26 protein-coding genes are annotated in these 24849 nt (G+C 63.6%); 12 read left to right on the forward strand and 14 right to left on the reverse strand.

All coding sequences use genetic code 11. From position 1 onward, the window contains the following. Positions 1–36 precede the first annotated feature (36 nt). A complete protein-coding gene (locus AC1DXM_RS06960; protein ID WP_477232379.1) occupies positions 37–1305 on the reverse strand; it encodes an ABC transporter substrate-binding protein in 1269 nt (422 codons plus the stop codon). A gap of 106 nt (positions 1306–1411) precedes the next feature. Between AC1DXM_RS06960 and AC1DXM_RS06965 the strand changes: the two genes are divergently transcribed. Continuing rightward, on the forward strand, positions 1412–2293 hold the full coding sequence (locus tag AC1DXM_RS06965; RefSeq protein WP_477232380.1) for a helix-turn-helix domain-containing protein: 882 nt from the start codon (positions 1412–1414) through the stop codon (positions 2291–2293). Positions 2294–2401: 108 nt separating this feature from the next. Here the strand turns inward: AC1DXM_RS06965 and AC1DXM_RS06970 are convergent, their stop codons facing one another. Further along, on the reverse strand, positions 2402–2710 hold the full coding sequence (locus AC1DXM_RS06970; protein WP_477232381.1) for a DUF1236 domain-containing protein: 309 nt from the start codon (positions 2708–2710) through the stop codon (positions 2402–2404). A gap of 628 nt (positions 2711–3338) precedes the next feature. Then, positions 3339–4241 carry a LysR family transcriptional regulator gene (locus tag AC1DXM_RS06975; protein WP_477232382.1) on the reverse strand — a complete coding sequence of 301 codons (903 nt, stop codon included), beginning with the start codon at positions 4239–4241 and terminating at the stop codon, positions 3339–3341. A gap of 186 nt (positions 4242–4427) precedes the next feature. Here AC1DXM_RS06975 and AC1DXM_RS06980 point away from each other — a divergent pair, with 186 nt between their 5' ends. Both AC1DXM_RS06980 and AC1DXM_RS06985 read left to right on the forward strand, forming a co-directional pair. Further along, positions 4428–4586: a hypothetical protein gene (locus tag AC1DXM_RS06980; RefSeq protein ID WP_477232383.1), complete on the forward strand. Its 159-nt coding sequence runs from the start codon at positions 4428–4430 to the stop codon at positions 4584–4586. A 36-nt stretch (positions 4587–4622) separates the two neighbouring features. Further along, positions 4623–5504, forward strand: coding sequence for an NmrA family NAD(P)-binding protein (locus AC1DXM_RS06985; RefSeq protein ID WP_477232384.1), 882 nt, complete (start codon positions 4623–4625; stop codon positions 5502–5504). A gap of 53 nt (positions 5505–5557) precedes the next feature. Here AC1DXM_RS06985 and AC1DXM_RS06990 read toward each other — a convergent pair whose 3' ends face one another. The 3 genes from AC1DXM_RS06990 to AC1DXM_RS07000 are packed head-to-tail and all read right to left on the reverse strand — an operon-like array spanning position 5558 to position 8069. Beyond that, positions 5558–6949: a HAMP domain-containing sensor histidine kinase gene (locus AC1DXM_RS06990; protein WP_477232385.1), complete on the reverse strand. Its 1392-nt coding sequence runs from the start codon at positions 6947–6949 to the stop codon at positions 5558–5560. Positions 6950–6953: 4 nt separating this feature from the next. Then, positions 6954–7334, reverse strand: coding sequence for a YkvA family protein (locus tag AC1DXM_RS06995; protein ID WP_477232475.1), 381 nt, complete (start codon positions 7332–7334; stop codon positions 6954–6956). A 57-nt stretch (positions 7335–7391) separates the two neighbouring features. Then, a complete protein-coding gene (locus AC1DXM_RS07000; RefSeq protein WP_477232386.1) occupies positions 7392–8069 on the reverse strand; it encodes a winged helix-turn-helix domain-containing protein in 678 nt (225 codons plus the stop codon). 184 nt (positions 8070–8253) lie between these two features. On the opposite strand from AC1DXM_RS07000, the gene AC1DXM_RS07005 reads away from it, so the two are divergent. Further along, positions 8254–8886: a methyltransferase family protein gene (locus tag AC1DXM_RS07005; RefSeq protein ID WP_477232387.1), complete on the forward strand. Its 633-nt coding sequence runs from the start codon at positions 8254–8256 to the stop codon at positions 8884–8886. Here AC1DXM_RS07005 and AC1DXM_RS07010 read toward each other — a convergent pair. Both AC1DXM_RS07010 and AC1DXM_RS07015 read right to left on the reverse strand, forming a co-directional pair. Continuing rightward, positions 8880–9095, reverse strand: a complete 216-nt coding sequence (locus tag AC1DXM_RS07010; RefSeq protein ID WP_477232388.1) for a hypothetical protein — start codon at positions 9093–9095, stop codon at positions 8880–8882. The genes AC1DXM_RS07005 and AC1DXM_RS07010 overlap by 7 nt on opposite strands. Next, the gene (locus tag AC1DXM_RS07015) at positions 9092–9841 is read right to left on the reverse strand and encodes a COG4280 domain-containing protein (protein WP_477232389.1); all 750 of its coding nucleotides are present in this window, start codon (positions 9839–9841) and stop codon (positions 9092–9094) included. Before AC1DXM_RS07015 ends, AC1DXM_RS07010 begins: the two co-directional genes overlap by 4 nt. Before the next feature lie 237 nt (positions 9842–10078). Here AC1DXM_RS07015 and AC1DXM_RS07020 point away from each other — a divergent pair, with 237 nt between their 5' ends. From AC1DXM_RS07020 to AC1DXM_RS07035, 4 genes are all read left to right on the forward strand, one after another. Further along, on the forward strand, positions 10079–11044 hold the full coding sequence (locus tag AC1DXM_RS07020; RefSeq protein ID WP_477232390.1) for a substrate-binding domain-containing protein: 966 nt from the start codon (positions 10079–10081) through the stop codon (positions 11042–11044). Positions 11045–11244: 200 nt separating this feature from the next. Then, positions 11245–12744 (forward strand): sugar ABC transporter ATP-binding protein, encoded by a 1500-nt coding sequence (locus AC1DXM_RS07025; protein ID WP_477232391.1) that lies wholly within the window; start codon positions 11245–11247, stop codon positions 12742–12744. Further along, on the forward strand, positions 12741–13757 hold the full coding sequence (locus AC1DXM_RS07030) for an ABC transporter permease (RefSeq protein ID WP_477232392.1): 1017 nt from the start codon (positions 12741–12743) through the stop codon (positions 13755–13757). The genes AC1DXM_RS07025 and AC1DXM_RS07030 overlap by 4 nt, the downstream gene beginning before the upstream one ends. A gap of 91 nt (positions 13758–13848) precedes the next feature. Then, complete coding sequence (locus AC1DXM_RS07035) at positions 13849–14850, forward strand: LacI family DNA-binding transcriptional regulator (protein WP_477232393.1); 1002 nt, start codon at positions 13849–13851, stop codon at positions 14848–14850. A 125-nt stretch (positions 14851–14975) separates the two neighbouring features. On the opposite strand, the gene AC1DXM_RS07040 is transcribed toward AC1DXM_RS07035, so the two are convergent. The 3 genes from AC1DXM_RS07040 to rocF all read right to left on the reverse strand — a co-directional run bounded on the left by AC1DXM_RS07040 (position 14976) and on the right by rocF (position 17401). After that, entirely contained in the window at positions 14976–15326 is a 351-nt protein-coding gene (locus AC1DXM_RS07040) for a hypothetical protein (RefSeq protein WP_477232394.1), read from the reverse strand. Between the two features lie 84 nt (positions 15327–15410). Continuing rightward, the gene (locus tag AC1DXM_RS07045) at positions 15411–16469 is read right to left on the reverse strand and encodes an ornithine cyclodeaminase (RefSeq protein ID WP_477232395.1); all 1059 of its coding nucleotides are present in this window, start codon (positions 16467–16469) and stop codon (positions 15411–15413) included. Further along, positions 16466–17401: an arginase gene (rocF, locus tag AC1DXM_RS07050; protein WP_477232396.1), complete on the reverse strand. Its 936-nt coding sequence runs from the start codon at positions 17399–17401 to the stop codon at positions 16466–16468. Before rocF ends, AC1DXM_RS07045 begins: the two co-directional genes overlap by 4 nt. 132 nt (positions 17402–17533) lie before the next feature. Between rocF and AC1DXM_RS07055 the strand changes: the two genes are divergently transcribed. After that, complete coding sequence (locus tag AC1DXM_RS07055; RefSeq protein WP_112560188.1) at positions 17534–17974, forward strand: Lrp/AsnC family transcriptional regulator; 441 nt, start codon at positions 17534–17536, stop codon at positions 17972–17974. Positions 17975–17988: 14 nt separating this feature from the next. Here the strand turns inward: AC1DXM_RS07055 and AC1DXM_RS07060 are convergent, their stop codons facing one another. Then, entirely contained in the window at positions 17989–18171 is a 183-nt protein-coding gene (locus AC1DXM_RS07060; RefSeq protein ID WP_477232397.1) for a hypothetical protein, read from the reverse strand. Positions 18172–18302: 131 nt separating this feature from the next. After that, positions 18303–19589 carry a M15 family metallopeptidase gene (locus AC1DXM_RS07065; protein ID WP_477232398.1) on the reverse strand — a complete coding sequence of 429 codons (1287 nt, stop codon included), beginning with the start codon at positions 19587–19589 and terminating at the stop codon, positions 18303–18305. A gap of 786 nt (positions 19590–20375) precedes the next feature. Here AC1DXM_RS07065 and AC1DXM_RS07070 point away from each other — a divergent pair. Genes AC1DXM_RS07070 through AC1DXM_RS07080 form a run of 3 tightly spaced genes read left to right on the forward strand, consistent with a single transcriptional unit; the run spans position 20376 to position 23984 of the window. Then, complete coding sequence (locus AC1DXM_RS07070; RefSeq protein WP_477232399.1) at positions 20376–21590, forward strand: glycosyltransferase family protein; 1215 nt, start codon at positions 20376–20378, stop codon at positions 21588–21590. A 1-nt stretch (position 21591) separates the two neighbouring features. Next, positions 21592–22836, forward strand: coding sequence for a glycosyltransferase family 4 protein (locus AC1DXM_RS07075; protein WP_477232400.1), 1245 nt, complete (start codon positions 21592–21594; stop codon positions 22834–22836). After that, complete coding sequence (locus tag AC1DXM_RS07080) at positions 22833–23984, forward strand: glycosyltransferase family protein (RefSeq protein ID WP_477232401.1); 1152 nt, start codon at positions 22833–22835, stop codon at positions 23982–23984. The genes AC1DXM_RS07075 and AC1DXM_RS07080 overlap by 4 nt, the downstream gene beginning before the upstream one ends. 37 nt (positions 23985–24021) lie before the next feature. Here the strand turns inward: AC1DXM_RS07080 and AC1DXM_RS07085 are convergent, their stop codons facing one another. Further along, positions 24022–24696 carry a class I SAM-dependent methyltransferase gene (locus tag AC1DXM_RS07085; RefSeq protein WP_477232402.1) on the reverse strand — a complete coding sequence of 225 codons (675 nt, stop codon included), beginning with the start codon at positions 24694–24696 and terminating at the stop codon, positions 24022–24024. Positions 24697–24849 lie beyond the last annotated feature (153 nt).

A 24849-nucleotide genomic window follows, 5' to 3' on the forward strand; every position in this document is an offset into this window, starting at 1 on the left:
TGCCCTGTACCTTGTCCCGCCAACATCCCGCCTTCGTCACTTGATCGGCAGGCCGGTGGCCGAGGCGATCTGGTTGGCAGCATCGTCAAGCGCTGCCTTGGCGTCGGGATAACCACCGCCGAGGTATTTGGTCTGCACCGCGCGCATGATGATTTCGGCGTCGCTCTGGAACGGCGTGCCGCGGCTCGGCACCACTTTGGGCAGGGTGGCCAAAATATCCTTCCACACCGCCTGGCCGCCCCAATAGGGCAGGCCTTCAGAGACATAGGGGTCGTCGAGTGCCGAGATCAGCGACGGCACCAGGCCGAACTCCTTCAGCATGGTGATCTGGCCCTCATTCGTCTCCAGCGTGTATTTCAGATAGGCGTAGGCCGCTTCCTTGTTCTTCGAGGCTGAGGTGATGGCGAGCGACGAGCCGCCGAGATTGGCGGCGCGCGGACCGTCGGCGGTCAGGCTCGGCATCGGGTAGACGCCCCATTTGCCATTTTCGCCGGCCGATTCGGTGCGGATGGTGCCCTCATACCAGCCGCCATAGACCTGGGTGGCGACGGTGCCGGCGGTGTTGTTGGTGATCTTGGTGCCCCAGTCGGCCGACGACATGATGCCGGCGTCCTTCATGTCCTTGATCTTGGCCAGCGTATCGACGCATTTCGGCTGGTTGACGGTGATCGACTGCCCGTCCTCGGCGAAATAACCGCAGCCCTGCTCGTTGGAGATCATGCGGAAGAATTCGGTGTCGCCGTTGAAGTCGGCGTTGGTCATGGTGACGCCGGGATTGGCGGCCTGGATCTTCTTGCCGGCGGCAATGAAATCGTCCCAGGTCTTGATCGATGCCGGATCGACGCCGGCCTTCTCGTAGAAATCACGACGGTAGAAGGCGGCGACCGGGCCGGAATCCCACGGCATGGCATAGGCCTTGTCGCCCACTTCCAGTTCGGTGCGCTTGAAATCGGGGAATTTCTTCTGGTCGTCCGCCGTATAGCCCAGTGTGTGCAAATCGACGAAGCAGTCGGGGAACTGGCTCCAGTAGTTCTCGGCCTCGCCATTTTCGATCGAGACGATGTCCGGCAGGCCGACGCCGCCGGCGGCACAGTCGGCGATCGACTTGTCATAGGTCGGCTGGTTGCCGAGATCCTGGACGGTGACCTTGACGTCGGGATATTGCTTGTTGAAGCCGGCGATCGTCGACTTCAGCGACGAAGCGGCGATGTTCCAGCTCCAGATCGTGATTTCGCCAGACTGCGCCAAGGCCGGGCCTGAGCCCAGGCCAAGCGCCAGCGCGGCACAGATCAGTGTCGTGCGCATTGAAATCCTCCCATTTCATTTGCTCTCTCTTCGCGAGCATGGCTAAACTAAGCAGCGCGGAAGGCTTGTCCCCGACAACGGGAATAACAAATGGGCGGAAAGTAAGATGCCGGAACGGCCGTTTTACCAGCCTGGCGCCAGCAGCGTCGAAGGCCTGCCGATGGCCTTGCAGATGTTCCACAATCACCCGCTGGTGATGCTCAAGCCGCATTGGCATGCCCAGGTCGAGGTCAATTTCATCGTCCGTGGCAGTGTGCATTACCGCATGGCCGAGCACGAGATTTCGCTGTCGGCGGGCGAGATGTGCCTGTTCTGGGGCGGGCTGCCGCACCAGATGGACGATCTCTCCGACGACGCCATCTATGCCGGCGCGCATCTGCCGCTGGTGCATTTCTTCCGTCTGCATCTGCCGACGGACATCCGCCACCGGCTGATGACGGGCGCGACGCTGGTGACATCGGCCACCGACCCCGCGGACCATCACAATTTCGAGCGTTGGAATCGCTACTTCCGCTCCGGCGATCCGGCCATAACCGAGCACGCGGTGAATGAGCTGCTGCTGCGGCTGGAGCGGGTGCGGTTCGAGCCCTACCGGCTGGTGCCGGAAACCGCCAGCCAGGAAACCGGCGGCCCGTTCGACCAGCAATCGCTGCGCAATGTCGGGCGCATGTGCGACTTCATCGCCGAGCATTTCCTCTACGACATAGACTGCGTCGACATCGCGGCGGCGGCCGACATCCATCCGAAATACGCCATGAGCATCTTCAAGAAATCGACCGGCATGACGCTGAACGAATATATGAACCTGTTGCGGCTGAGCTACGCACAGGCCCTGCTGATGCATGAAGACGCCAATGTGCTGCGCGTCGCCATGGATTCAGGCTTCGGCTCGCTCAGCGCCTTCAACAAATCGTTCCGCAAGCTCGCCGGCATGTCTCCGTCGGATTTCCGCCGCGAGCGTACGAGCGCCGGATATACCGCGCTTTAGTCGGGTCCTTGCCCTTGCGGCTGTGACCGCAGGCAGACGCGAAAAACCCGCTTCCAAAGGACAAGTCTGGAAGCGGGTCGTCAGCGGGAGGACATCCGGCCGAAGCTGCTACTCGATGATCTGAACGATCTTGCGCGTATCCGGGTCGACGAGGACCGCATGGTCTCCGACGACCGTATACTTGTACTTGACGTCGGGGACGTCGATTGGGTGAAGCTCGACCGTATCCGGCAGAGCAGTGCCGACGTTGAGTTCAACACCGAGCAGGCTGACCGATGCGAGCTTCTGCTTGTGGATGTATTCGCGGACCACCGTCTGCTGCTCAGGCTTAAGAACGACGACGTCGTCCGCTACGGCTGCGCCAATTCCGGCGACCAGTGCAAGACCTGCGGCGATAGTGACAAGATACTTTTTCATGACAAACCTTCCGATGTTAAGGGCTGTTTCAGAACTACGCATTGACTGCCCAAACATGGAACTCTGTCAGATATGTATTGTTCCATAAGCTTGCTGATTATTGGTGCTGTGCTCCGACAACTAATCGCCTCCGTTGGCGGCTGCCCGCCCCGATCGTTCGTCGAGCACCCCTCACGATCGGGCCTCTGAGCGGCCGACTGGGTAATTACGCAAGCCAGAAGCCGGCGAAAAGAACCGTCAAGATAAGCGAGGCGGGCACCGCAAGAAGCCACCGAGCTTCCATGACGCTGGTGTTTCGATCATCCATTGCCTTCGCTCCCTGTTAGCCGACTTTACGGGAAGCAGAACGGCGCCCCGGTGCGATCGTTCCGCCTGTGGACTAGGGTCCCAGGAGGCATCAGACTGAAGTCCTACCGTCAAAGGCAGAGGGCCGGGTGCGGTAACCAAAGCCTTGCCGATACATCGGGAAACGCGCGGCCGAGCGTCAGTGCCTTCGCCGGCGGCGAACCAGGGTGCCCGCTACTGTCCCCCGGTGGCGTTCACCCGTATGCCAGCGCCAACTGTTCGTTGACCGATGACGACCGTCAGGCCGGGATGACCATCCTCGGGCGCCACGGCAGGTCGGCGATCATGCCAGGACAGCAATTTCCAGGATGAAGTCCAGAAGCGCCCGGACCTTGGCCGGCGGCAGGTGGCGCGAGGGATGATAGGCGTAGAGCGGAAAGCGTTCCTCAGACCATTCCGGCAGGATCTGAACAAGCTCGCCTCGCGACAGGAAGGGCGCCAGGCCGATCGCGAGGCTCTGGAAGATGCCTTGACCGGCCAGGCAGGCGGCCATCGCCGCCGAAGGGTCATCCATGACCAGGCGGCTGGCGACCTTGACTTCGCTGACCTCCGCGCGGCGCTGGAACTCCCAGGCAAACGGCAGGCCGGTCTGCGGATTCCGGAAGAGGATCGTTTCGTGGTGAACGAGGTCGTCCGGCGATTGCGGTTCGCCGTGCTTTTCGAGATAGGCCGGCGCGGCAACCGTCAGGACACGGGTTTCCAGCAGCTTGCGCACGATGAGGGATGACGCGTCGGGCGGGCCGAAGCGCACCGCCACGTCCATGCCAGCCATCATCTCCTCACGGTAGTTGCTGGTGGAGAAATCGACCGAGAGCAAGGGGTAGCGGGCAAGAAACTGCTGCAGCTTCGGCGCCAGCACCATGCGCGCGAACCATGGGTCCACCGAGACGCGCAGCCGGCCGCGCACGACCGCCGCGGCGCCCGCGGCCTCGGCGGCCGCCTCATCCAGGCCGGCAAGAAGCGGCATCACCTGCGTGTGAAAGCGGCGTCCTTCCTCGGTGAGGCTGACCCCGCGTGGATTGCGGTCGAACAGCCGCACGCCGACCCGCGCCTCCAGACGCGCGACGGCCCGGCTGACCGCCGACGGTGTCAGGCCGAGCATCTCCGCGGCGCGGGCGAAATTCCCGGCCTCCGCCACCGCTGCAAGGACGCCGACGCCGGTCAGCAGCCGCGTGTCGAAAGCCATTTCGATCCCCCTTCCGCCCGGCAGCTGCCCGACCAGCCCTCCATCGGCGCCGCGAGAAGTGAATTTGAGTCACTATAGCACTGACTTTAATGCGCGTGAATCACGCCTGTGTGCGGCCTACAACTCCGGCATCACCGCGGGCGGCCGAGCAAGCCGCGTTTGCTTCGATCCGGAAAGGAGCCAGCCATGAACGACCTCACACGCAGAAGGGCCGGCCTGCTCAACTGCTACTTCTGGCTCGACCTGGTGAACCAAGTCACCGGCGCGCTCTTCACCCAGGTCCTGCCCTTCTACGGCGAGCGAATTGTCGCGCTCTACGGCGAATTCGAGCGCGGCCTCGCCTGAGCCAAAACGAAAACACCAACTTTCTGGAGACCCATCATGTATGCAATCACCGGCATTACCGGCAAGGTCGGCGGCGCGCTGGCGCGCAGCCTTCTGGCCGAAGGACAGCCCGTCCGCGCCGTTCTGCGCGACGTGGCCAAGGCGAATGAGTGGCGAGACCTGGGCTGCGACATCGCCCTCGCCGAGATGGAGGACGCGGCAAGCCTAACGTCAGCCTTCGCGGGCGCCGCGGGCGTCTTCATCCTGCCGCCCCCCGAGTTCGACCCGGAGCCCGGCTCTCCCGAGGCCAGGCGTGTCATCGCGGCCGTGACGGCGGCCCTGGCCAAGGCCCGCCCCGGCAAGGTCGTCTACCTTTCGACCATCGGCGCGGATGCGCCGCACGAAAACCTGCTGACCCAGCACACGCTGATGGAACAGTCACTGCGGGAAATCGGGCTTCCGGTCACTTTGCTGAGGCCCGGCTGGTTCCTGGAGAATGCGCTCTGGGACATTCCCTCGGCGCGCGACGAAGGCGTGCTGCGCAGCTTCCTGCAGCCGGCCGACAGGCCGTTGCCGATGGTCGCGACGCAAGATGTGGGGCGGTTGGCTGCCGCGCTGCTCCAGGAGGAGTGGAGCGAGACGCGGGTCGTCGAGCTGGAGGGGCCTGTGCGCGTGTCGCCAAACGATATCGCCCGCGCCTTTGCCACTGCTCTGGAGCGCACGGTTCGGGTCGAGACGGTGCCCCGCGAGAGCTGGGAGCACATTTTTCGCACCCAGGGAATGCGAAATCCATTGCCGCGGATGCGCATGCTCGACGGCTTCAACGAGGGATGGATCGACTTCGGCGAGTACGGTCGATCGGCGGTCAAAGGGGTGACGACCCTCGACAGCATCATCGCCGAACTCGTCATGGCGAGCAGGGGCAAAGCAGCCGCCTGACTCCATCATCACACAGGGCACCGGAGTGAGACGCCCTGGTGGGACGTCAGGATCTAGGCAGTCGACGAGGCCAGCGATGCCTTTGCTGCAGGGAAACCGACAATCACCGCCAGGCCGGGATGGCGCTCCTCAAGCGCGATTGATGCGCCATGCAGGTCGGCGATGGCCCGCACCAGGCTGAGGCCCAGTCCGCTGCCGGGCGTGGTGCGGCTGGTGTCCAGCCGGTAGAGCCGCTGGAACACCTTTTCGCGCTCCTGCGCCGGGATGCCGGGGCCATTGTCGGCGACCTCAGCCAGAATGTGATCGGCCCGCCGCGTCACGGATAGGCGGATAGTCGTGCCCTTCGGGCAATGCCGCAGCGCGTTTTCCACCAGATTGGCGAACAATTGCGTCAGCAAATCGCGATCGCCGTGGATCAGGCATCGACTGTTTTGCGAAATCTCCGCCGACAGCGACTTGCCATCGTCATCGGCGACGTCGGCGTAAATCTCGCCGATGCTTTCGACGACGCCGTTGAGGTCGAGATCGACAAAGCGCGCCTTGCGGGCGCCGGCCTCGATCTGGGCAATGCGCAACAGCGCATCGAAGGTCTCGTTGATCTGCAGGCTTTCTTCGCGTGCCTCCGCCAGCTCGTCGGCAACGGCCTCGCCCCGCGTCGTCTTGTCGGCGGCCGACTCGAGAATCATTTGCAGCCGGTTGAGCGGCGTCTTCAGGTCGTGCGCGATGTCGGCGCTGACCTGGCGCATGCCGTCGACAAGGGATGCCAGCCGTTCCAGCGCGGCGTTCACCTGCGAGGAGACGCCGTCAATGTCGTCGCCATTGCCGAGCAGCGGAATGCGGGCGTAGAGCCGGCCGTTGGAGACGTCGACCATGGTGGCGGCAATGCCGTCGAGGCGGCGTTGCACCCGCGACGCCAGCAAGGCACCGCCGGCCATCCCAAGGCCCGAGATAATCAAGGTTGCCCAGCCGAAGCTCATCAGCACGATCCTCTCCAGCTCTTCGGTTTCAGAGAGCGAGAAGGCAACCGTCAGGCTGTTTGGCCCGACCGAACCGGACCAGGCGCGGTACAGGGTGCCGGCTGCCACGCCCGGCAGGGAAGCGGCAAAATCCGAAAAGCCGTCGGGAAGGTCGGCCGCGGTGAAATTCCCGGCCAGGCGATTGCCATTGCTGTCGGTCAGCGAAAACAGCTGCTCCTTCTTGGGGCTGAGGGCGGCATGGCTGTCGACCGACAGGACCAGATCCTCCTGGTCGCTTTGCGAATAGGTGACCGCGACGACGGAATAGGTCTCCTTGAGCCCCTCGTCCAACCGCTCGGCAAGCTCGGCGCTCATCAGCTGGTAGACGACGGCGCCGGACAGGATGAAGGCGAGCACGAACAGCAAGGCAAAGGTGAGCGCGAGCCGGAACGGCGTGCTGCGCAGCAGGTTGGCGCTTGTTTCCTTCATCGCTTCAGGGAGACTTCGGCCAGAACAGCCATAGCAACGCCAGCGCCGCCAATATCCAGACAGCAATTATGAAGACCAGTCCGGCCTTGCCAACCGGCCTGGCGCGGCGCTCGGCCGCATCACGGAATTCCTGCATGAGACCGGCTGGCACCAGCTTGACCGCAAGCATGATGCCGAGCGGGACGATCAGCAGATCATCCAGATAGCCGATGACCGGGATAAAATCAGGAATGAGGTCGATAGGGCTCAGAGCATAGGCCGCAACCGCTCCGGCAGCGGCCTTTGCGTACCAGGGCACACGAGGATCGCGGGCGGCAAGCCACAATGCCACCGTGTCGCGCGTGATGCCGCGCGCCCATCGCTTTGCAGAGTCCAGCATCGACATATCGCTCATATACGTACAGCCAGTTGGACGTGCGAGATGCGATCGAGCATGGCCCATTCAACTCGGCGCGCGCACGCTGTAGCCGGTGTTGCGGACGGTGTGGATCAGCGGCACCTCGAACGGCCGATCGACCTTCGCCCGCAGCCGGCTGATATGGGTTTCGACGACGCTGGTCTTGGGGTCGAAATGGAAATCCCACACCCGTTCCAGAAGCATGGTGCGGGTGATGACGCGGCCCTCGCCGCGCATCAGCACTTCGAGCAGGCTGAATTCGCGCGGCTGCAGGTCGATGGCCTGGCCCTGCCTGGTGACGCGGCGCTGGATCAGGTCCATTTCGAGATCGGCGATGCGCAGCGTGGTCTTCTGCTCCTGTGCCGCCGGGCGGCGGCCGAGCGCGTTGATGCGGGCGAGCAGTTCGGAAAAGGCGAAAGGCTTGACCAGATAATCGTCGCCGCCGGCCTCGAGCCCCTCGACGCGGTCGTCGACACCGCCGACCGACGTCAGAAAGATCGCCGGCGTGCGCACGCCAGCCGCGCGCACCGCCTTGATCATCGACAGGCCGTCGAGGCCAGGCAACATGCGGTCGGCGACGATCACGTCATAGGCATTGCGGGTCACTGCCACCAGCCCGTCGCGGCCATCGCGCAGCAGGTCGCAGATATGGCCGGCTTCGCTCAGGCCCTTGACGACATAGTCGGCCGTGCGCGGGTCGTCCTCGACGAGAAGAAGGCGCATTGTTGCTCCAATCGCTGGCCATTGGCGCCCGCTCTAATGCCCTGTTTTGGCGCAATTCCGGCCGAAAAGCCGTCTCGTGCTTTTTCCTGGAATCATCGGTTGGCGCCTCGCCATCGCCGCACGGAAGCGCTAGTGGATGGCGAGACACCGGCGCGATGGGTCCTGCCGGAGAGCAGGAACTATGATGAGCGACGCTCCCCCCAAGCCGGCGGCGAAAGCCTTCAACCAGCACAAGCGCCTGATTGTCGTGCAGGTGGCCGCAGTCCTCGCCATTGCGCCGCTGCTGTTCACAAAACCCTTTCTCGTCGAAGGCTCGAACGGGCACGAATACATCGAAGCGCTGGGCATCGGCTTCGTGCTGGTCTGCATTCTCGGCCGGCTGTGGAGCATTCTCTATGTCGGCGGCAGGAAGAACGACGAACTGGTCACCATCGGTCCGTTTTCGATGAGCCGGAACCCGCTCTATTTCTTCTCCACGGTCGGCGCAGCGGGCATCGGGTTGATGTATGGCTCGGTGCTGGTGGCGGCGGCGCTGGCTCTGGTGAGTTACCTTGTGTTCCGGGTGACGGCGCGCAAGGAAGCCGAGTTCCTGTTTGGAAAGTTCGGCCCCGCCTACAGCGCCTATGCCGAGCGCACGCCGCCTTTCTGGCCGAACCCGAGGCTGTTTCGCGACCAGGCCGAACGCCGGTTTTCGACCAAGGCGTTGCGGCGGACATTCGTGGACGGGCTCTATTTCCTGGCGCTGTTTCCGGCCATCGAGACGGTCGAGCAGTTGCGGATCAGCGGCGTGCTGCCGGTGTTTTTCACCCTTTACTGACCGGAACGCCGCGCCGCGCGGCGCACGCTGTTGAGCAGGATGGCGAGGCAGCCCGCCAGAAGCAGGATGCCGCCGGCAAGCGGCGGCAACGCCAGCAGCTTCACCGCCGCGGTGATCGCCACGATCAGCAGCAGCGCCAGCGTCGCCAGGCTGCCGTCGTCGATGAACATGCCGACGAGCTCCTTCAGGATGAGGCGCAGGACTTTCATCGGGCAGTTCCTTGTGTAGCCTTTGGGTCGCGCAACCAGCGCACGATGGCGAAGGACGCGACGGCGATGATGGCGAAGATGGCCGGCAGCGCCAGATCGGCGCCCGGCCAGTCGGCGCCAAGGCCTTCGCCGGTCCAGAAAATGCCGAAGCTGGTCAGCATCAGGCCGACGGCGAATTTGAGCGCATTTTCCGGCACGCGCGCCAGCGGCCGGTGCACCGCAAGGCCGATGATCGTCACCAGGATGAAGGCCGCCAGCGCGCCAAGGCTGGCATAGAAGGTCTGTGCATGCGCGGCGCCCACGGCAATGACGATGAACACCACTTCGACGCCTTCGAGCAGCACCGCCTTGAAAGCCGCGAGCCCGGCCAGGTAATCGGCACGGCGATCATTGGCCTGTTGCTGCAAGGCGGCGGTTTCCTTGGAAAAGGCGGCGTCCTCGTCATGCAGGGCGATGACGCCGACGCTGCGTAAAATGGCCTTTCTTAGCCAGCGCATGCCAAACAGGATCAGGAGCACGCCGACGACGAACTGCAGCACCGTGATGGGAACCAGCGCCAGCAACGGTCCGAAGGCCAGCACCAAAGCCGCCAGCAGCGCCAGCGCAAGGGCGGCGCCCGTCAGCGCCGGCCGCCAGCTGCGGGTGACGCCGACCGCAAGCACGATGGTGAAGGCCTCGACCACTTCGACGAAGGAGGCGAGGAACGAGGCGGTCACGGTGGAAAGTATGGGCGTCAGGCCATGCATGAAGGCTTCCTGTCTGCTCGGGAATCACTGGACCGGGAAACACCAGGTAGGGAATCATTGGGCATTGGGAACGATACAGCGCTCCAGCGGCCGTCGATACGGATACGCTGTGGCCTGAGTTCGACCGCAAGGCGCCGAAGTTGCCGCCGCCGATATTGACACCGGGCAAAGCCAAGCACTAACCTGCGGCGTAATCGGTTACGTAACCGATTACCAGGGATCACAGAGGAGGAAATCATGAGCAAGAAAACAATTACGGATGGGCTCGGCCCATTTTCGCGCCGCCAGTTCCTGAAGACCAGTGCGCTGGCCGCCGGTGCGCTGGCGTTGCGGCTCGGGCCGGTCTTCGCCGCCGACAAGCCGAAGGTTGGCCTGGTCATGAAGTCGCTCGCCAATGAGTTCTTCAAGCAGATGCAGGCCGGCGCCGAGGAGTATGCCGCCAAGAACAAGGACAAGTTCGACTTCGCCGCCGTCGGCATGAAGGACGAGCGCGACTTCGCCGCGCAGGTCGACGCCATCGAGAACTTCATCACCCAGAACTACAACATCATCGTCGTCGCGCCGGCTGATTCGAAGGCCATGGTGACGCCGATCGCCAAGGCGCTGCAGGCCGGCATCAAGGTCATCAACATCGACGTCGCGCTCGATGCCGAAGCCAAGAAGAAGGCCGGCATCGACCTCGCCTTCTTCGGCCCGGACAATCGCGGCGGCGCCAAACTTGCCGGCGATGCGCTGGGCAAGGCGCTGGGCAAGGGCGGCAAAGTCGTCATCCTCGAGGGCAACCCGGAAGCCGACAACGCCAAGGAGCGCAAGCTCGGCTTCGACGACGCGGTCAAGGAGAACGGCCTCGAGCTGCTCGACTCCAAGACGGCGCATTGGGAGACCGAGGAAGCCAACACGCTGATGACCAACTTCCTCACCCAGTACCAGGACATACAGGGCGTCATGGCGGCCAACGATTCGATGGCGCTCGGTGTCGTCAAGGCGCTCGACGCGGCCGGCAAGTCGGGCCAGATCAAGGTCGTCGGCTTCGACAACATCCCGGCCGTCGGTCCGTTGCTCAAGGCAGGCAAGATGCTCGCAACGGTGGAGCAGTATGGCGCGCAGATGGCAGCCATGGGCATCGATTACGGCCTGCGCGAACTTGCGGGCGAAAAGTTCTCCGGCTGGGTCAAGACCGACATCAAGCTGATCACCGGCTGAGGCGAACGAAGGCGCCGGTACTCCCTCCGGCGTTTCCGCTTGTCTCATCATCGCCGCCGGCAAACTGTCGGCGGCGATGGCGACGCGCCCGCGCCGCTTTCGCGGGCTCTAACTATTTGTTTTTACGCAATTCCGGACGGAAAACCGCTGCGCACTTTTCCTGGAATTGCTTGAGAGCGCAGTTTAGGATTCCGCTGCCCATGGATGCGATTCTCTCTCTTGAAGGGGTCGGAAAGATCTTTCCCGGCGCCGTCGCTCTCAGCGACGTGTCGCTGTCGATCGCGCGCGGCGAAACCCACATCATCCTGGGCGAGAACGGCGCCGGCAAGTCGACGCTGATCAAGCTCTTGGCCGGCATCTACCAGCCGGACTCAGGCTCGATCGCCTTCAACGGCCAGCCCTATCGGCCGAAGACGCCGCATGATGCGCAGCTCTCCGGCATCCGCATCGTGCATCAGGAACTCAACCTTTTGCCCTATCTCAGCATCGCCGAGAATCTGATGCTGGAAAACCTGCCGCGCCGCGCCTTCGGCATCGTCGACGGCAAGGCGCTCAACAGCCGCGCATTGGCGCTGCTGAAGGAGGTCGGCCTCGACATCGACCCGCGCACCCGCGTCGAGGCGCTCGGCGTGGCGCAGATGCAGCTGGTCGAGATCGCCAAGGCGCTGAGCAATGATTCAAAGCTGCTTGTCCTCGACGAACCGACGGCGACGCTGACGCCGCCGGAGATCGAACGGCTGTTTGCCATCATCAAGCGGCTGAAGGCCAAGGGCGTCACCATCATCTACATCTCGCACCGCCTGCACGAGGTGTTCGAGATCGGCGACCGGGTGACGGTGCTGCGCAACGGAAAACTGGTCGCGACCCGCGACCTGCAGGGCCTCACCGTGCCGGACCTGGTGCGCATGATGATCGGCCGCGACATTGCCGACGAGTACGGCTTCGACGCCTCCATCGTGCCGGGCACGGTCGCGCTCAGCGTCGCCAATCTCAAACGCAGCACCGAGACCCCTGCCATCTCCTTCGCCGTCCGCCATGGCGAGATCCTCGGGGTCGCCGGGCTGGTCGGCAGCGGCCGCACCGAAGCCATGCGGGCGCTGTTCGGGGCCGATCCGAAACTTGACGGCGTGGTCGAGATCGACGGCAAGCCGGTGGCGATCACCGCGCCCAAGGATGCGGTGCGGCACGGCTTGAGCCTGCTCACCGAAGATCGCAAGGGCCAGGGCCTGCTGCTCGACATGGCTGTCGACAAGAACATCACCATCACCGATCTGAGCAAAGTCTCGCGCAACGGGCTGCTGAACCGCAGGGCGGAGGCCGCCGCCGCCAACGACCTGGTCGGCCAGCTCAGGGTCAAGGCGAGTTCCATCGAGCAGGCGGTGCGCAATCTCTCGGGCGGCAACCAGCAGAAGGTGGTGCTGGCCAAGTGGCTGTTCCGGGGCACCTCGACGCTGATCCTCGACGAGCCGACGCGTGGCGTCGACATCGGCGCGCGGCGCGAGATCTACCAGTTGCTGTGGATGCTGGCGGCGGCAAAAAAGGGCATCATCATGGTGTCGTCCGACCTGCCCGAGCTGATGGGCATGTGCCACCGCATCATCGTCTTTTCCAAAAACAAGATCGTCGGCGACGTGCCGCGCGCCGCGTTCGACCAGGAGCACATCCTGTCGCTCGCCTATCAGGAGTATGTGCGACCATGAGCGAGACGTCGCAAGTGACTGCGTCGGTGCCTGTTTCCCCGGGCCGCGCGAAATTCCTGCGCTTTCTGGTGCGCGATGCCGGCGTGCTTCTGGCGCTGGTGCTGATCACCGTGTTCTTCTCGGCGACCGCGCCGTATTTCGCGACGTCGGGCAATGCGCTGAAGATCTTCGTGCAGATCGCCATCAACACGGTGCTCGCCGCCGGCATGACCTTCGTCATCCTCACCGGCGGCATCGACCTTTCTGTGGGATCGGTGCTGGCGCTGTGCACGGTGGTCGGCGCCACCGTCATGATCGAAGAGAGCCTGTCGCCGGGGGTGGCGATCCTGCTGGCGTTGCTCGCCTGCATGGCCACCGGTGCGGTCTGCGGCTTTCTCAATGGCTGGATCTCGACGCGCTGGAAGATCCCGTCCTTCATCGTCACGCTCGGCATGCTCAACATGGCGGCGGGCGCGGCCCGCGTGGTCAGCGACAATTCGACCATCACCGGCCTGCCGCAGAGTTTTGTCGATTTCGGCAACCTCATCATCGGCGGCTTCCTGCCGTCGATCTTCCTGATCGCGGTGCTGGTGATCGCGGCCGGCTGGTTCGTGTTGCGCTTCACCGTGTTCGGCCGCATGATCTTCGCCGTCGGCACCAATGACGAGGCTGTTCGCCTCTCCGGCCACAATCCGGATTTCTACAAGATTGCGGCCTTCACCATCAGCGGCCTGACCGCCGGCATCGCGGCGATGGTCTATCTGTTGCGCCTCAACATCGGCAGCCCGATCGCCGGCGTCGGCTACGAGCTCAACGCCATTGCCGCCGTCATCATCGGCGGCACCAGCCTCAGCGGCGGCAAGGGCTCAATCATCGGCACGCTGGTCGGCGCCTGCATCCTGCAGGTGCTGAGCACCGGGCTGCAGCTGCTTGGCGTCGGCGACAATTTCAAGCCGATCGTGATAGGCCTTGTCATTGTGCTTGCCGTTATCCTAGACGCCTATCGGGAAAAGCTGCTGAGGGTGATCCGCTAAAGCGCGCGGCGCTTTAGCTTTTGTTTTTATGCATGTCGTTTTCCCAAAACCGCTGCACACTTTTGGGCGACATGCATTAGAGGGACGAACGATGACGACGATTGCCGATGTCGCGCGCCATGCCGGAGTGTCGGTTGCAACCGTCTCGCATGTGATGAACCGCACGCGCCATGTCGAGCCGGAGACGGCCGAGCGCGTGCATTCGGCCATCGCCGCTCTGCGCTACAGGCCCAACACGCTGGCCCGCAGCCTCAGGCGCGGCGAGACCAAGACCATCGGCCTGCTTTTGCCGGACAATTCCAACCCGTTCTTCGCCAGCGTGGCGCGCCAGATCGAGGATGCCGGCTTCCTTGCCGGCTATACGGTGATCCTGTGCAACTCCGACGGCAGCGCCGAGAAGGAGGAGCGTTATCTCCATGTGCTGATGGCCAAGCAGATCGACGGGCTGATCTTCGCCGGCTCGTCCGACCATGCGCGGGTGTTCTCCAACCTCCTGCCCGGCGTGCCGGCGGTGCTGCTCGACCGCGAGATCCATTCGGTCAATGTCGATACCGTGCTGGTCGATCACGATCATGGCGGCTATCTCGCCGGCCGCTATCTGGTTGGGCTTGGCCACGAGAAGATCGGCGTCATCGGCGGCCCGCGCGATTCCAGCTCCAGCCCGGCTCGTCTACGCGGCTTCGCCAGGGCGCTGCAGGAAGCCGGGCTCGACCTGCCGGCGAATGCCATAGTCGATTCCGACTATCACTTCGCCGGCGGCCGCACGGCGATGGAGCGGCTGATGGCGCAGGCACCCGGCATCACGGCGCTGTTTGCCTGCAACGATCTGATGGCCATGGGCGCGCTGACGGTGCTGCGGGCGCGGGGCCTGCGGGTTCCCGACGACATGTCGATGATCGGCTTCGACGACATTCCCTATGCCGTCACCACATGGCCGCCGCTGACGACGATCGCGCAGCCGGTCGAGAAGATCGGCACAAGAGCCGTGAGCCTGCTGCTCGCGCGGGTTGCCGAGCCGGCGGCGCATTCGCGCCGCGAAGTGCTCACGCCGGTGCTTGTCGAACGGGAGAGCTGCGCGCCATTGCGCGGCTAGAGCGTTTCACCGTTTCGCGGAAACGGCGAACCACTCTATCTCTTTGTTTTGACGCAATTCCCAAGGGAAAGCGCTACGCGCTTTTCCCGGGAAAGCCGCTCACACTTTTCCTTGAATTGCTCTAGTCAGACGGTCCAGGTCCAGTCGATCGGGTGGTTGAAAATCGGGGTGAATGTCACGCCGGCTGCTTCCATATCCCGGCGGCCGTCGACGACCATCTCTTTAAGATGGTCCAACTGTGCCGCATGCTCGTCAGTGTCCCAGACACTCACTTGCACGACCGAGCCCTTCGGCGAGACGCCCGCATAAAAGTGAAGCAGCCCCGGCAGCCGCCTGATGGCCGGGATGATGTACTGCGAGGTCTTCTTGCTCGCGGCCTCGACCTCGGCGAACCGGCTTGGGTCGAAGCTGGCGCGCGAGACGCGGACGACGGCCGTTGCCGGCAATGACTCGGCTATGGTGGTTCTTTCTGTCATGGGGATCCTGTCTCCTGGCAATGACATGACGATCACCCGGATATAGCAACCGAAGCGCCCTCGCACAGCCGCGAGGCGTGACGCTCAGGCGGCCGGCTGTAGCGCTGCCCTGAGCAGCATGCCGAACAGGTCGCGCGGCTCGTCGGGGTCGGCGAGCAGATCGAGCTCTTCATAGAGGCCGGTGGCCTGGAGCTGGTCGCGGACATAGCGCAATGCCGAGAAATCCTCGGTGGCGAAGCCGACGGAATCGAACAGCGTGATCTGCTTCGCTGACGTACGACCCTCCGCCTGGCCGGTCATCACCTGCCAGAGCTCGGTCACCGGATGGTCGGCGTCGAGCTGCTGGATCTCGCCCTCGATGCGCGTCTGCGGCGGGAACTCGACGAAGATGTCGGAGCGCAGCAGGATGTCGCGATGCAGCTCGGTCTTCCCTGGGCAGTCGCCGCCGACCGCGTTGATGTGGACGCCGGAGCCGACCATGTTGTCGGTGAGGATGGTGGCGTACTGCTTGTCGGCGGTCACCGTGGTGATGATGTCGACGCCTTCCACCGCATCCTGCCCGGTCGTGCAGATGGTGATGTCAAAGCCCTTGCCGGCGAGGTTGCGGGCGCATTTTTCCGAAGCGGAGCGGTCGATGTCGTAGAGCCGCAGCCGGTCGATGCCGAGCAGCGCCTTGAAGGCGACGGCCTGGAACTCGGACTGGGCGCCGTTGCCGATGATGGCCATGGAGCGCGAACCCTTGGGCGCCAGATATTTGGCCGCGACAGCCGAAGTTGCCGCAGTGCGCAGCGCCGTCAGGATCGTCATTTCGGTGAGCAGCATCGGATAGCCGGAGCCGACATCGGCGAGCACGCCGAAGGCGGTGACGGTCTGGCGGCCCTCGCGCATGTTCTTCGGATGGCCGTTGACATATTTGAAGCCGTACATCTTGCCGTCGCTGGTCGGCATCAGCTCAATGACGCCGTCATGGCTGTGCGAGGCGATGCGCGGCGTCTTGTCGAACAGCTCCCAGCGGCGGAAATCCTCCTCGATATAGGCGGCGAGTTCGGTCAGGAACCGCTCGACGCCGATGGTCAGAACCAGCTTCATCATGCGGTCGACGCTGACGAAGGGAACGATGGCAAGGCGGGAAGGCTGGGTCATGCAATGCTTCCGGAATGGCTGCGGGTCGGGCGGTCCATGATGCGGCGGCCCATCAGGCTGGCGGTGAGGTCGACCATCAGCGTGGCGGTGCGGCCGCGCTCGTCGAGGAAAGGGTTGAGCTCGACAAGGTCGAGGCTGGAGACCAGGCCGCTGTCGGACAGCATCTCCATCACCAGATGCGCCTCGCGGAAGGTTGCGCCGCCGGGCACGGTGGTGCCGACGGCCGGCGCGATCGACGGATCGAGGAAGTCGACGTCGAGGCTGACATGCAGCAGGCCGTTTGCCTCTTCGACAAGGGCCAGGAAAGCGCGCAGCAAAGGCGCGACACCGTGCTCGTCGATGGTGCGCATGTCATGCACGGTCACGCCCGCTTCGTTCAGCGCCCGGCGCTCGGCCGGATCGACGCTGCGCAGGCCCATGACGCAGATGTGGGCGGGATCGACGGCGACCGGCAAATCCGGGAAATAGCCGTTGAAGCCCGGCCGGCCGCTGGCATAGGCAAGCGGCACGCCGTGCAGGTTGCCGCTGACGGTGGTGTCGAGCGTGTGGAAATCCGGATGCGCGTCGAGCCACAGCACGAAGAGCGGCCGGCCGCGCCCGGCCGCCCGGCGCGCTATGCCTGATACGGTACCGGCTGATATCGCGTGGTCGCCGCCAAGGAAGATCGGCATGGCGTCCTTGGAGGCCGCATAGGCGGTCTCGGCGATCGCCGCGGTCCAGGCGGAAATCTCCGGCAGCGCCTTCAGCGCAAGATTGCCATGGACGATGGCGCGCGCCGCAGCCGGCTGCACCGCGCCCCAGTCCTCGACCTCATGGCCGAGTTCGGAGAGGACCGAGACAAGCCCTGCCGTGCGCAGCGCGCTCGGCCCCATCTCGCATCCCATCCTGCCCGCGCCGTCCTGCACCGGCGCGCCAACGATCCTGCAGCGCATGATTCTTTTGTCCTCGCAATGAATGCGTGGAATGAACCACTCCGGCCCGGCAGTTTGAACAGGCGAAATTGGCATTCCGAGAAGATTGATTTATCATTCCGCTCAGTCAGATTGATCAAAATGGATGAATTCATGGACGCGCTCGACGAAAGGCTGGTCACGCTGCTCAGGCACGACGCGCGGCGCAGCATCTCCGACCTCGCGGTCGATCTCGGGGTGTCGCGCGCCACAGTCCGGGCGCGCATGGAGCGGCTGGAAAAGTCGGGCGAGATCATCGGCTACACCGTGGTGCTGCGCGCCGACGCCGTCGACCAGCGGATACGCGGTGTGATGATGATCGAGATCGAAGGCCATGCCGCCGACCGTGTGGTCCGGGCGCTCGGCGGCCTCGCCGAGGTTTCGACCATTCACACCACCAATGGCCGCTGGGACCTGGTGGTCGAGCTCGGCACGGCCTCGCTCACCGATTTCGACGCGGTGCTGAGGCGGATACGGCTCATCCCCGGCATAACCGGCAGCGAGACCAGCCTGCTGCTGGCGACGCCGAGGACGACAAGGGCAAGGCTGGCGTAGTCAGGCCGTCATGTCTACGCGAAGCTGGGGTGGGGAACTGGCGAACGGGTCGCCTGCCTGACGAAGCTCGCATTGGCCTGCGCGGCAAGCTGCTCGGCTTCGCGCCGCGTCAGCCCCATCAGCAATCGTCCTTCCACCTCCGCCGGCAGGGCTGACATCAAATCGTAGACAAGCCAGTGGTCACATGGATCTTGCATGGCTGCGAATCTCATTGGCGCTCCTCTTATCAGCGCACTTAAATTTTTGAGGCGGTCGGACCGTTCCGCTCACAATCGATAAAACTCGATTAATGAGCGAAATATCGAGAAACCGCAGACGCTACGTACTGTCAGAACAGCTTCGGCTGATCGGCCTCCGCAAGCTCGAAATGCATGTAGTCCTTGGTTTTGGTGGCAGCGCCCAGCCAGCGCAGGCCGCCGCCGTCGCTGGCGGCCAAACCGGCTGCGGCTTGCGGAGCCAGGTTGAAGAAGCCGAAGCGGGCAACTGAAGCGTCGGTACCGATGATCTTGGGTGAGCTGACCCTGGCCGCCCGGCAGGAGAGGTCGGCGGCATCGGCCAGCAGCTTTGCGGTCGACTTGGCCTTGGCCGGGGTGGCGCCGGCGCCCTGAAGCAGCGTGGCGAGATCGGTCTGCTTGGCCGGCACGGCGGTTGCCAGCGCATGGGCCGCGGCGAGCTTCGCCGCTGGCAGGGTCACGCCGGCCAGCCGTGTTATGGCGTTGCCCATGGCGGCCTTGAGGCCATCGGCATTGGCGAATGCGGCAACGACAGCGGCGTTGGCCTTTGACAGCACAATAGCCGCCGGCAGCAGCGTGTCATAAGGGCCGCCGGCGCGCAACGTGGCGCTCTCGGCGCCGTAGAGGTCGACACCGGTGAAGGCGGCGATGATGGCCAATGGCAGATTATCCTTGTTGACATTGGGGTTGATCGCCGGATCGATGTCCACCGCCCAGCCGAAGGAATGATTGCTGAGCCGCGCGGGCGAATTGACATTGGGCCTGATGTTGAACCCGCCGACGCTCTTGATCTTGGTCAGCGCGGCCGTGGCGCCCTTGGCCGTCAGCAGCGCCACCGTGTTCGCCAGCCGGGCTTTGAGCACGGGATGCACCGGCGACTTGAAGCTCGCCTTGGGGAAGCCGGCACCTGAGAGCTGGCTGTAATAGGCGTTGACGCGGTCGATCGCCTTGGCCGGATTGCTGGGCGCGCCGAACTGGGTATAGAGCCGGGTGCGAATATTCTGAAATCCGGAAAAGCCATCGCTGATGTTGTTTCTGACGAAGGCCGAAAGCTTGTTCCATTCCGCCAGTATGTCGGCAGCACTTGCGGACCCGGCGGCCTCGAGAGGGTTGATCCTGTCCAGGGTCGTCAGCAGCGCCAGCCTTAGCGTGGCGGCCAGTTCGCGCCGGCTGAGCGCCCGCGGCAACGCCGTCACGGCAGGCGCCTCGAAACCGGGAAACAATGTCGTCTGCAGATGGCCGTCATAGGAGGTCAGTTGCTTTTCAAGCTGCGGCCACAGCCAGATCAGCGCCTCGCGGTCCGTGACCCGCGCCGTGATCGCCGCAACGATGGCTTCGACGCCTTCCCTGGTAAGCTGATCAGTACTGGCTTCAGCCGTCATGGCAAATCCCCGAAGATACGGCGCGAAACAGTCTGGAAGACCGCAGGATCGCGCACCCTCAGTGTTGCCGGCCAGCGCTTGAAAGAAGACGAATCCACTGCACCCCCCGGTCAAGCAGTCGCAAACATCTGATGCGATACTACCGCATCCCGGTTTTCTTTCAACGGCGGGCTGATGCTTTTGTCTCAGAACTACGACTTGCTCTCCGCACGCGTCAAAGTCACGAACAACTTCGGCTGTGGTTGCAACCTTGTGGCGATCCGCGTCACCGAAATCTGCGTCGACCGATTGGGCAGATCATGCGCGCCCTGCCGGTCTTGGCTCAGGTGCGGCGGTGCTATCCGGAAACCCTTCCACGCGACAGGCTTGCTACCGGTCGAGGGTGATGGCAGGATAAAAGGCCGCAACGTGCGGTCTCTGGCGGTCGTTGCGTTTCAATGGATTATGAAGCATTTTTCCAAGGTGCGGGGTTCTCCTCACAATGTGCGGCGACCTCGTTTCCCGTGGTCGCCCTTAACTTCTCGCAATGTGCGTTCTGCCTGTCTCAGGCCGCAGGCATATAGTTCCACGGGGTCAAGCCTCATGAGAGAGATTTGTGCTCGGGTCGTATTTCGTCTTCGGAGACAAGTCATCGCGCCACAAACAGCGCCCCTTGGTATTCGTGCCCAGGGGAAGAATGCCGTTGTGTTCCCCCTCATGTCTCAAAGCGGGTCGTTAGACCCGCGGATGATTTCGAAGCTTGCGGGGTTGCCCGCCGTCCGGCGAGAATTCTAAAAGACGTTCAACATGACACAGCACGCAAAAGACGCCCGAATTCTCATGTACAGCCACGACACGTTCGGGCTCGGCCATTTGCAGCGGTGCCGAACGATCGCGCATTCGCTGGTCGGGGACTTCCGCGGGCTTCAGGTGCTTATCATTTCGGGTGCGACCATCGCCGGCGCCTTCGACTACCGCGCCCGTGTCGACTTCGTGAAGATCCCCAGCGTCATCAAGCTGCGCAACGGCGAATACACTTCGCTGGAAAAGGATATCGATCTGCATGAGACGCTGAGGATGCGGCAGTCGATCATCCGCCACACCGCCGAGAGCTTCCGGCCGGATATCTTCATCGTCGACAAGGAGCCGCTCGGCCTGCGCGGTGAGATCGAGGACACACTGTCCTACCTCAAGACGCGGGGCACCACGCTCGTGCTTGGCCTGCGCGAGGTGATGGACGCGCCGCATCTGCTCGAAGCGGAGTGGGCACGCAGGGATGTGATGCGCAAGATCGGTCTGTTCTACGACAAGGTCTGGGTCTATGGCCCGCCGGATTTCTACGATCCGTTGACCGGCCTGGATGTGCCGCCGGCTGTCAGGGCAAAAATGAGGTTCCTCGGTTTCCTGCAACGGAGCCTGCAGCGGAATGAATTGCCCGGCCACCGGCCCGAAGGCGACTATATCCTCGTTACCACCGGCGGCGGCGGTGACGGCGCTGAACTGATCCACGACGTCATCGATGCCTATCAGCAGGATCCGCAATTGCAGCATAGGGCGCTGATCGTGCTGGGGCCCTACATGCCGGCGCGCAAGCGCAACAAGCTGCTCAGGAAGGGGGCCAAGATCCCCTACGTCAAGATCATCGAGTTCGACAACCGCATGGAAGACCTGATTGCCGGTGCCAAGGCGGTGGTGGCGATGGGCGGCTACAACACCTATTGCGAGATACTGTCTTTCGACAAGCCGGCGCTGATCGTGCCGCGCGTCACGCCCCGCGAGGAACAGCTGATCCGCGCCCGGCGCGCCGCCGAACTCGGCCTCGTCGAGATGCTTTTGCCGGAAGAAGCCAAGGATTCCCAACGGTTTGCCGATGCGCTGAAGGTGCTGTCGGCCCGGCCCCGGCCATCGCAGAGCAACCCACATCTGACACTGGAAGGGCTGCCTCATATCTCCGAAATCGTCGCGGAACTGCTCGACCGCCGGGCCGGCCATCACCTTTCGGTCATTGAAGGCATGAACTGAGTTGCAAAACCGCAAGATCGTCGTGGTTCTGAAGGGCTATCCGCGGTTGTCGGAGACCTTCATCGCGCAGGAGCTGCTCGGTCTCGAGCGTGCGGGGTTCGACCTCATACTTTTCGCGCTCAGGCGGCCGACCGACGCAAAACGCCACCCCGTGCATGACGAGATCAAAGCGCCCGTCCATTATCTGCCGGAATATCTGCATAGAGAGCCGTTGCGGGTGCTTCGCTCGCTGTTTGCCGCCCTGCCGCGCCCGGGCTTCTGGCGCGCGCTCAAATCGCTGGCTGCAGATATTCCCCGCGACTTTACGCGCAATCGCGTGCGCCGCTTCGGGCAAGCGCTCGTGCTGGCGGCCGAATGGCCGCAAGACGCGGGTTGGCTGCATGCCCATTTCGTGCACACGCCGGCATCGGTGACGCGCTATGCCAGCCAGCTTCTTGGCCAGCCCTGGAGCTGCTCGGCCCATGCCAAGGACATCTGGACGTCGGCGGATTGGGATCTGGCCGGCAAGCTTTCCTCGGCGCGCTGGACGGTCACGTGCACCAAAACCGGCTTCGACCACCTGAAAAAACTCGCCAACGGCAGCTCGTCCGTGCATCTGAGCTATCATGGGCTCGACCTCGATCGCTTCGGCAGTTTCGACGCGGCGCGAAAACAACATGACGGCTCGGCGCCGGACGAACCGGTCCTCATCTTGAGCGTCGGGCGCGCCGTTGCAAAGAAAGGTTACGACACGTTGCTGGAGGCTCTCGCCCTCTTGCCTGGTGATCTGGCGTGGCGTTTCGAGCATATCGGCGGCGGCGAGGAACTGGAACGACTCAAGGCGCTGGCGCGAAAGCTCGGACTGGAGGGTCGCACCTCCTGGAAAGGTGCGATGGCGCAGAAGGAGGTGCTCGAGCACTATCGCAGCGCCGACATCTTTGCGCTCGCTTGCAGGATCACCGCGGATGGCGACCGGGACGGTCTGCCCAATGTTCTGGTGGAGGCAGCCAGCCAGCGGCTTGCCTGCGTGTCGACCGATATTTCCGGCGTGCCGGAGCTTTTGTCGCCGGATGAAACCGGGCTGCTGATTCCCTCGGAAGACCCGACTGCCCTGGCACAGGCGCTGGAGCGCCTGATCCGTGATCCCGTGCTGCGCGCCCGCCTCGGCGACGCCGCGGAGCGGCGCGTGCGCGGAAATTTCGATCATACGGCAAGCATTGGACAGCTCAAGGACCTGTTCGAGCGGGAGTGGCGGGCCGCCGAATGAAGCGGCTGCGCGCTTTCTTCTATGTCCAGCACCTGCTCGGCATCGGCCATCTCGCCCGCGCCAGCCGCATTGCGGCGGCTCTGGCCGATGACGGGTTTGACGTCACCGTCGTGACCGGCGGAACGCCGGTCGCGGGGTTTCCGGGACCTGGTGTAAAATCTGTAACGCTGCCGCCTGTCACCTCCGGCGATGAAGGATTTTCCGGGCTTGTCGACCTGCAAGGCAAGCCCGTCGACGATGATTTCAAGACGCGGCGTTGCGAGATGCTGCTGCAGGCATTCCGGGGTTGCAGGCCTGATATCGTTATCATCGAGGCGTTTCCCTTCGGACGCCGGCAGATGCGTTTCGAACTCTTGCCACTGATCGAGGCCATCGACGCGATGTCGCCCAGGCCGCTTTTGGCGACGTCGGTGCGCGATATCCTTCAGGAGCGCGTCAAGCCGGGTCGAAACGAGGAAACAGTCGATCTCGTCAACAGGCATTTCGACCTTGTCATGGTCCATGGCGATCCGGCTTTCGCAACCATCGACAAGACATTTCCACTGGCGGCAGCGATCAGGGCCGAGGTTGCCTACACAGGGCTCGTTGCCGCGTCTCCGGCCCCCGCGGCCTCCGAGCGTTTCGACGTTCTGGTGTCGGTTGGCGGCGGGGCTGCCGGAAAGATCCTTGTCCGATCCACCATCGCGGCGGCGCACAATACCGACAACGCCTGGAAGTGGTGTCTGATCACCGGCCCAAACCTGCCGAAGGACGAGTTTGACGCGATTTCACGCGATGCCACGCCGGGCCTGTCCATCTTCCGGTTCCGCGAGGATTTCGCCAGCCTGCTGACCGGTGCCCGGCTGTCGGTCTCGCAGGCGGGTTACAACACGGTCTGCGATGTCCTGCGCGCGGGTTGTCGCTCCCTGCTTGTACCGTTTGCGGCCGGCGGGGAAACCGAACAGACGGTCCGTGCCCTGATGCTCGAAGAACTCGGTCTGGCAACGGTGCTGGCGGAAGAGGACCTGACGCCTGACGGTCTGGCGAAAGCGATCGAGCAGGCGCTTGCCGGACCGACGCCGGCCGCGCATCGTCTCGATCTGGAAGGCGCGCGCCGCTCGGCGCAAATCCTGCGCGAGCGGTATCGGACCTGGTCCCCGAAAACCTGACGCGGGTCGCGTGCGGGTTCGATTCGCCCAACGCGCTTCAAACGGTTCCAATCAGCATGAAGCGCGTATAATTTTTTGTCGGCAGTTCGCCGGAAAACCTGATCTCCCGCAGCGCCGCCATGGCTTCGAAGGCTGCCAGTGACGCCACGCAGTTGATGTGCGTCGGCTCGCTGAAATAATCGTTCGATTGCAGCAGCACAGTCGTGCCTCGCGGAAGCAGGGCAAGCCAGGCGCTGAGGTCGGCTATATGTTCGCAGCTGGTATTGACCACCAGGTCAGGCTGCCCGGCCGCATAGTCGAGTGCGTACATATCTTCCGTCAGCGCCCGGAAGCGGTCGCCTGCTTCCCGGTTGAGGGTCCGGGCGACCGGTCCGACTTCGGGATCGATGTCGATGCTGTCGACCGCCGCGATGTCGAAACGGGCGTCGTTGAAAAGCATTGCCGGCAACACGCCGTACCATCCACCCAGAACCCATATGCGCCCGAACCGGCCGCCGCAGCTTTCGAACAGCCTGTCGAGCGCCCACATCTTGCAGGCGACCTGCTTGTGGTTGAAGGCATTGGCGATATCGGCCTGCGGATGCTTGGCGATGACGCGCGCCAGCGCGGCTACGAGAGGGTGGTTGACGTAGGCCGCAATTCCCCGCGTGAGGTCCAGGGCTTGCTCGTGCCCGTCCATGCCGGCATTGCGTGGTTGCGTGACATCCATCATATTCGTCTTCTATGTTGGGATTTCGGGCGACACAACGCAATCTTGCCTCCCGCGAGGCTGTTCGACTTGCGGATGTGACTATGCCGCAAGTCGTTTTGCCATTGCCCGCTGCCGGAGGGAACCTATTGCATCTGTTCGGACCATTGGTGTCCA

This window comes from Mesorhizobium sp. P3_A2, assembly GCF_056403115.1.

Coding starts and splice junctions, on each gene's coding strand:
- AC1DXM_RS06960 (WP_477232379.1), bottom strand. CDS start 1,305: ATGCGCACGACACTGATCTGTGCCGCGCTGGCGCTTGGCCTGGGCTCA.
- AC1DXM_RS06965 (WP_477232380.1), top strand. CDS start 1,412: ATGCCGGAACGGCCGTTTTACCAGCCTGGCGCCAGCAGCGTCGAAGGC.
- AC1DXM_RS06970 (WP_477232381.1), bottom strand. CDS start 2,710: ATGAAAAAGTATCTTGTCACTATCGCCGCAGGTCTTGCACTGGTCGCC.
- AC1DXM_RS06975 (WP_477232382.1), bottom strand. CDS start 4,241: ATGGCTTTCGACACGCGGCTGCTGACCGGCGTCGGCGTCCTTGCAGCG.
- AC1DXM_RS06980 (WP_477232383.1), top strand. CDS start 4,428: ATGAACGACCTCACACGCAGAAGGGCCGGCCTGCTCAACTGCTACTTC.
- AC1DXM_RS06985 (WP_477232384.1), top strand. CDS start 4,623: ATGTATGCAATCACCGGCATTACCGGCAAGGTCGGCGGCGCGCTGGCG.
- AC1DXM_RS06990 (WP_477232385.1), bottom strand. CDS start 6,949: ATGAAGGAAACAAGCGCCAACCTGCTGCGCAGCACGCCGTTCCGGCTC.
- AC1DXM_RS06995 (WP_477232475.1), bottom strand. CDS start 7,334: ATGTCGATGCTGGACTCTGCAAAGCGATGGGCGCGCGGCATCACGCGC.
- AC1DXM_RS07000 (WP_477232386.1), bottom strand. CDS start 8,069: ATGCGCCTTCTTCTCGTCGAGGACGACCCGCGCACGGCCGACTATGTC.
- AC1DXM_RS07005 (WP_477232387.1), top strand. CDS start 8,254: ATGAGCGACGCTCCCCCCAAGCCGGCGGCGAAAGCCTTCAACCAGCAC.
- AC1DXM_RS07010 (WP_477232388.1), bottom strand. CDS start 9,095: ATGAAAGTCCTGCGCCTCATCCTGAAGGAGCTCGTCGGCATGTTCATC.
- AC1DXM_RS07015 (WP_477232389.1), bottom strand. CDS start 9,841: ATGCATGGCCTGACGCCCATACTTTCCACCGTGACCGCCTCGTTCCTC.
- AC1DXM_RS07020 (WP_477232390.1), top strand. CDS start 10,079: ATGAGCAAGAAAACAATTACGGATGGGCTCGGCCCATTTTCGCGCCGC.
- AC1DXM_RS07025 (WP_477232391.1), top strand. CDS start 11,245: ATGGATGCGATTCTCTCTCTTGAAGGGGTCGGAAAGATCTTTCCCGGC.
- AC1DXM_RS07030 (WP_477232392.1), top strand. CDS start 12,741: ATGAGCGAGACGTCGCAAGTGACTGCGTCGGTGCCTGTTTCCCCGGGC.
- AC1DXM_RS07035 (WP_477232393.1), top strand. CDS start 13,849: ATGACGACGATTGCCGATGTCGCGCGCCATGCCGGAGTGTCGGTTGCA.
- AC1DXM_RS07040 (WP_477232394.1), bottom strand. CDS start 15,326: ATGACAGAAAGAACCACCATAGCCGAGTCATTGCCGGCAACGGCCGTC.
- AC1DXM_RS07045 (WP_477232395.1), bottom strand. CDS start 16,469: ATGACCCAGCCTTCCCGCCTTGCCATCGTTCCCTTCGTCAGCGTCGAC.
- rocF (WP_477232396.1), bottom strand. CDS start 17,401: ATGCGCTGCAGGATCGTTGGCGCGCCGGTGCAGGACGGCGCGGGCAGG.
- AC1DXM_RS07055 (WP_112560188.1), top strand. CDS start 17,534: ATGGACGCGCTCGACGAAAGGCTGGTCACGCTGCTCAGGCACGACGCG.
- AC1DXM_RS07060 (WP_477232397.1), bottom strand. CDS start 18,171: ATGCAAGATCCATGTGACCACTGGCTTGTCTACGATTTGATGTCAGCC.
- AC1DXM_RS07065 (WP_477232398.1), bottom strand. CDS start 19,589: ATGACGGCTGAAGCCAGTACTGATCAGCTTACCAGGGAAGGCGTCGAA.
- AC1DXM_RS07070 (WP_477232399.1), top strand. CDS start 20,376: ATGACACAGCACGCAAAAGACGCCCGAATTCTCATGTACAGCCACGAC.
- AC1DXM_RS07080 (WP_477232401.1), top strand. CDS start 22,833: ATGAAGCGGCTGCGCGCTTTCTTCTATGTCCAGCACCTGCTCGGCATC.
- AC1DXM_RS07085 (WP_477232402.1), bottom strand. CDS start 24,696: ATGATGGATGTCACGCAACCACGCAATGCCGGCATGGACGGGCACGAG.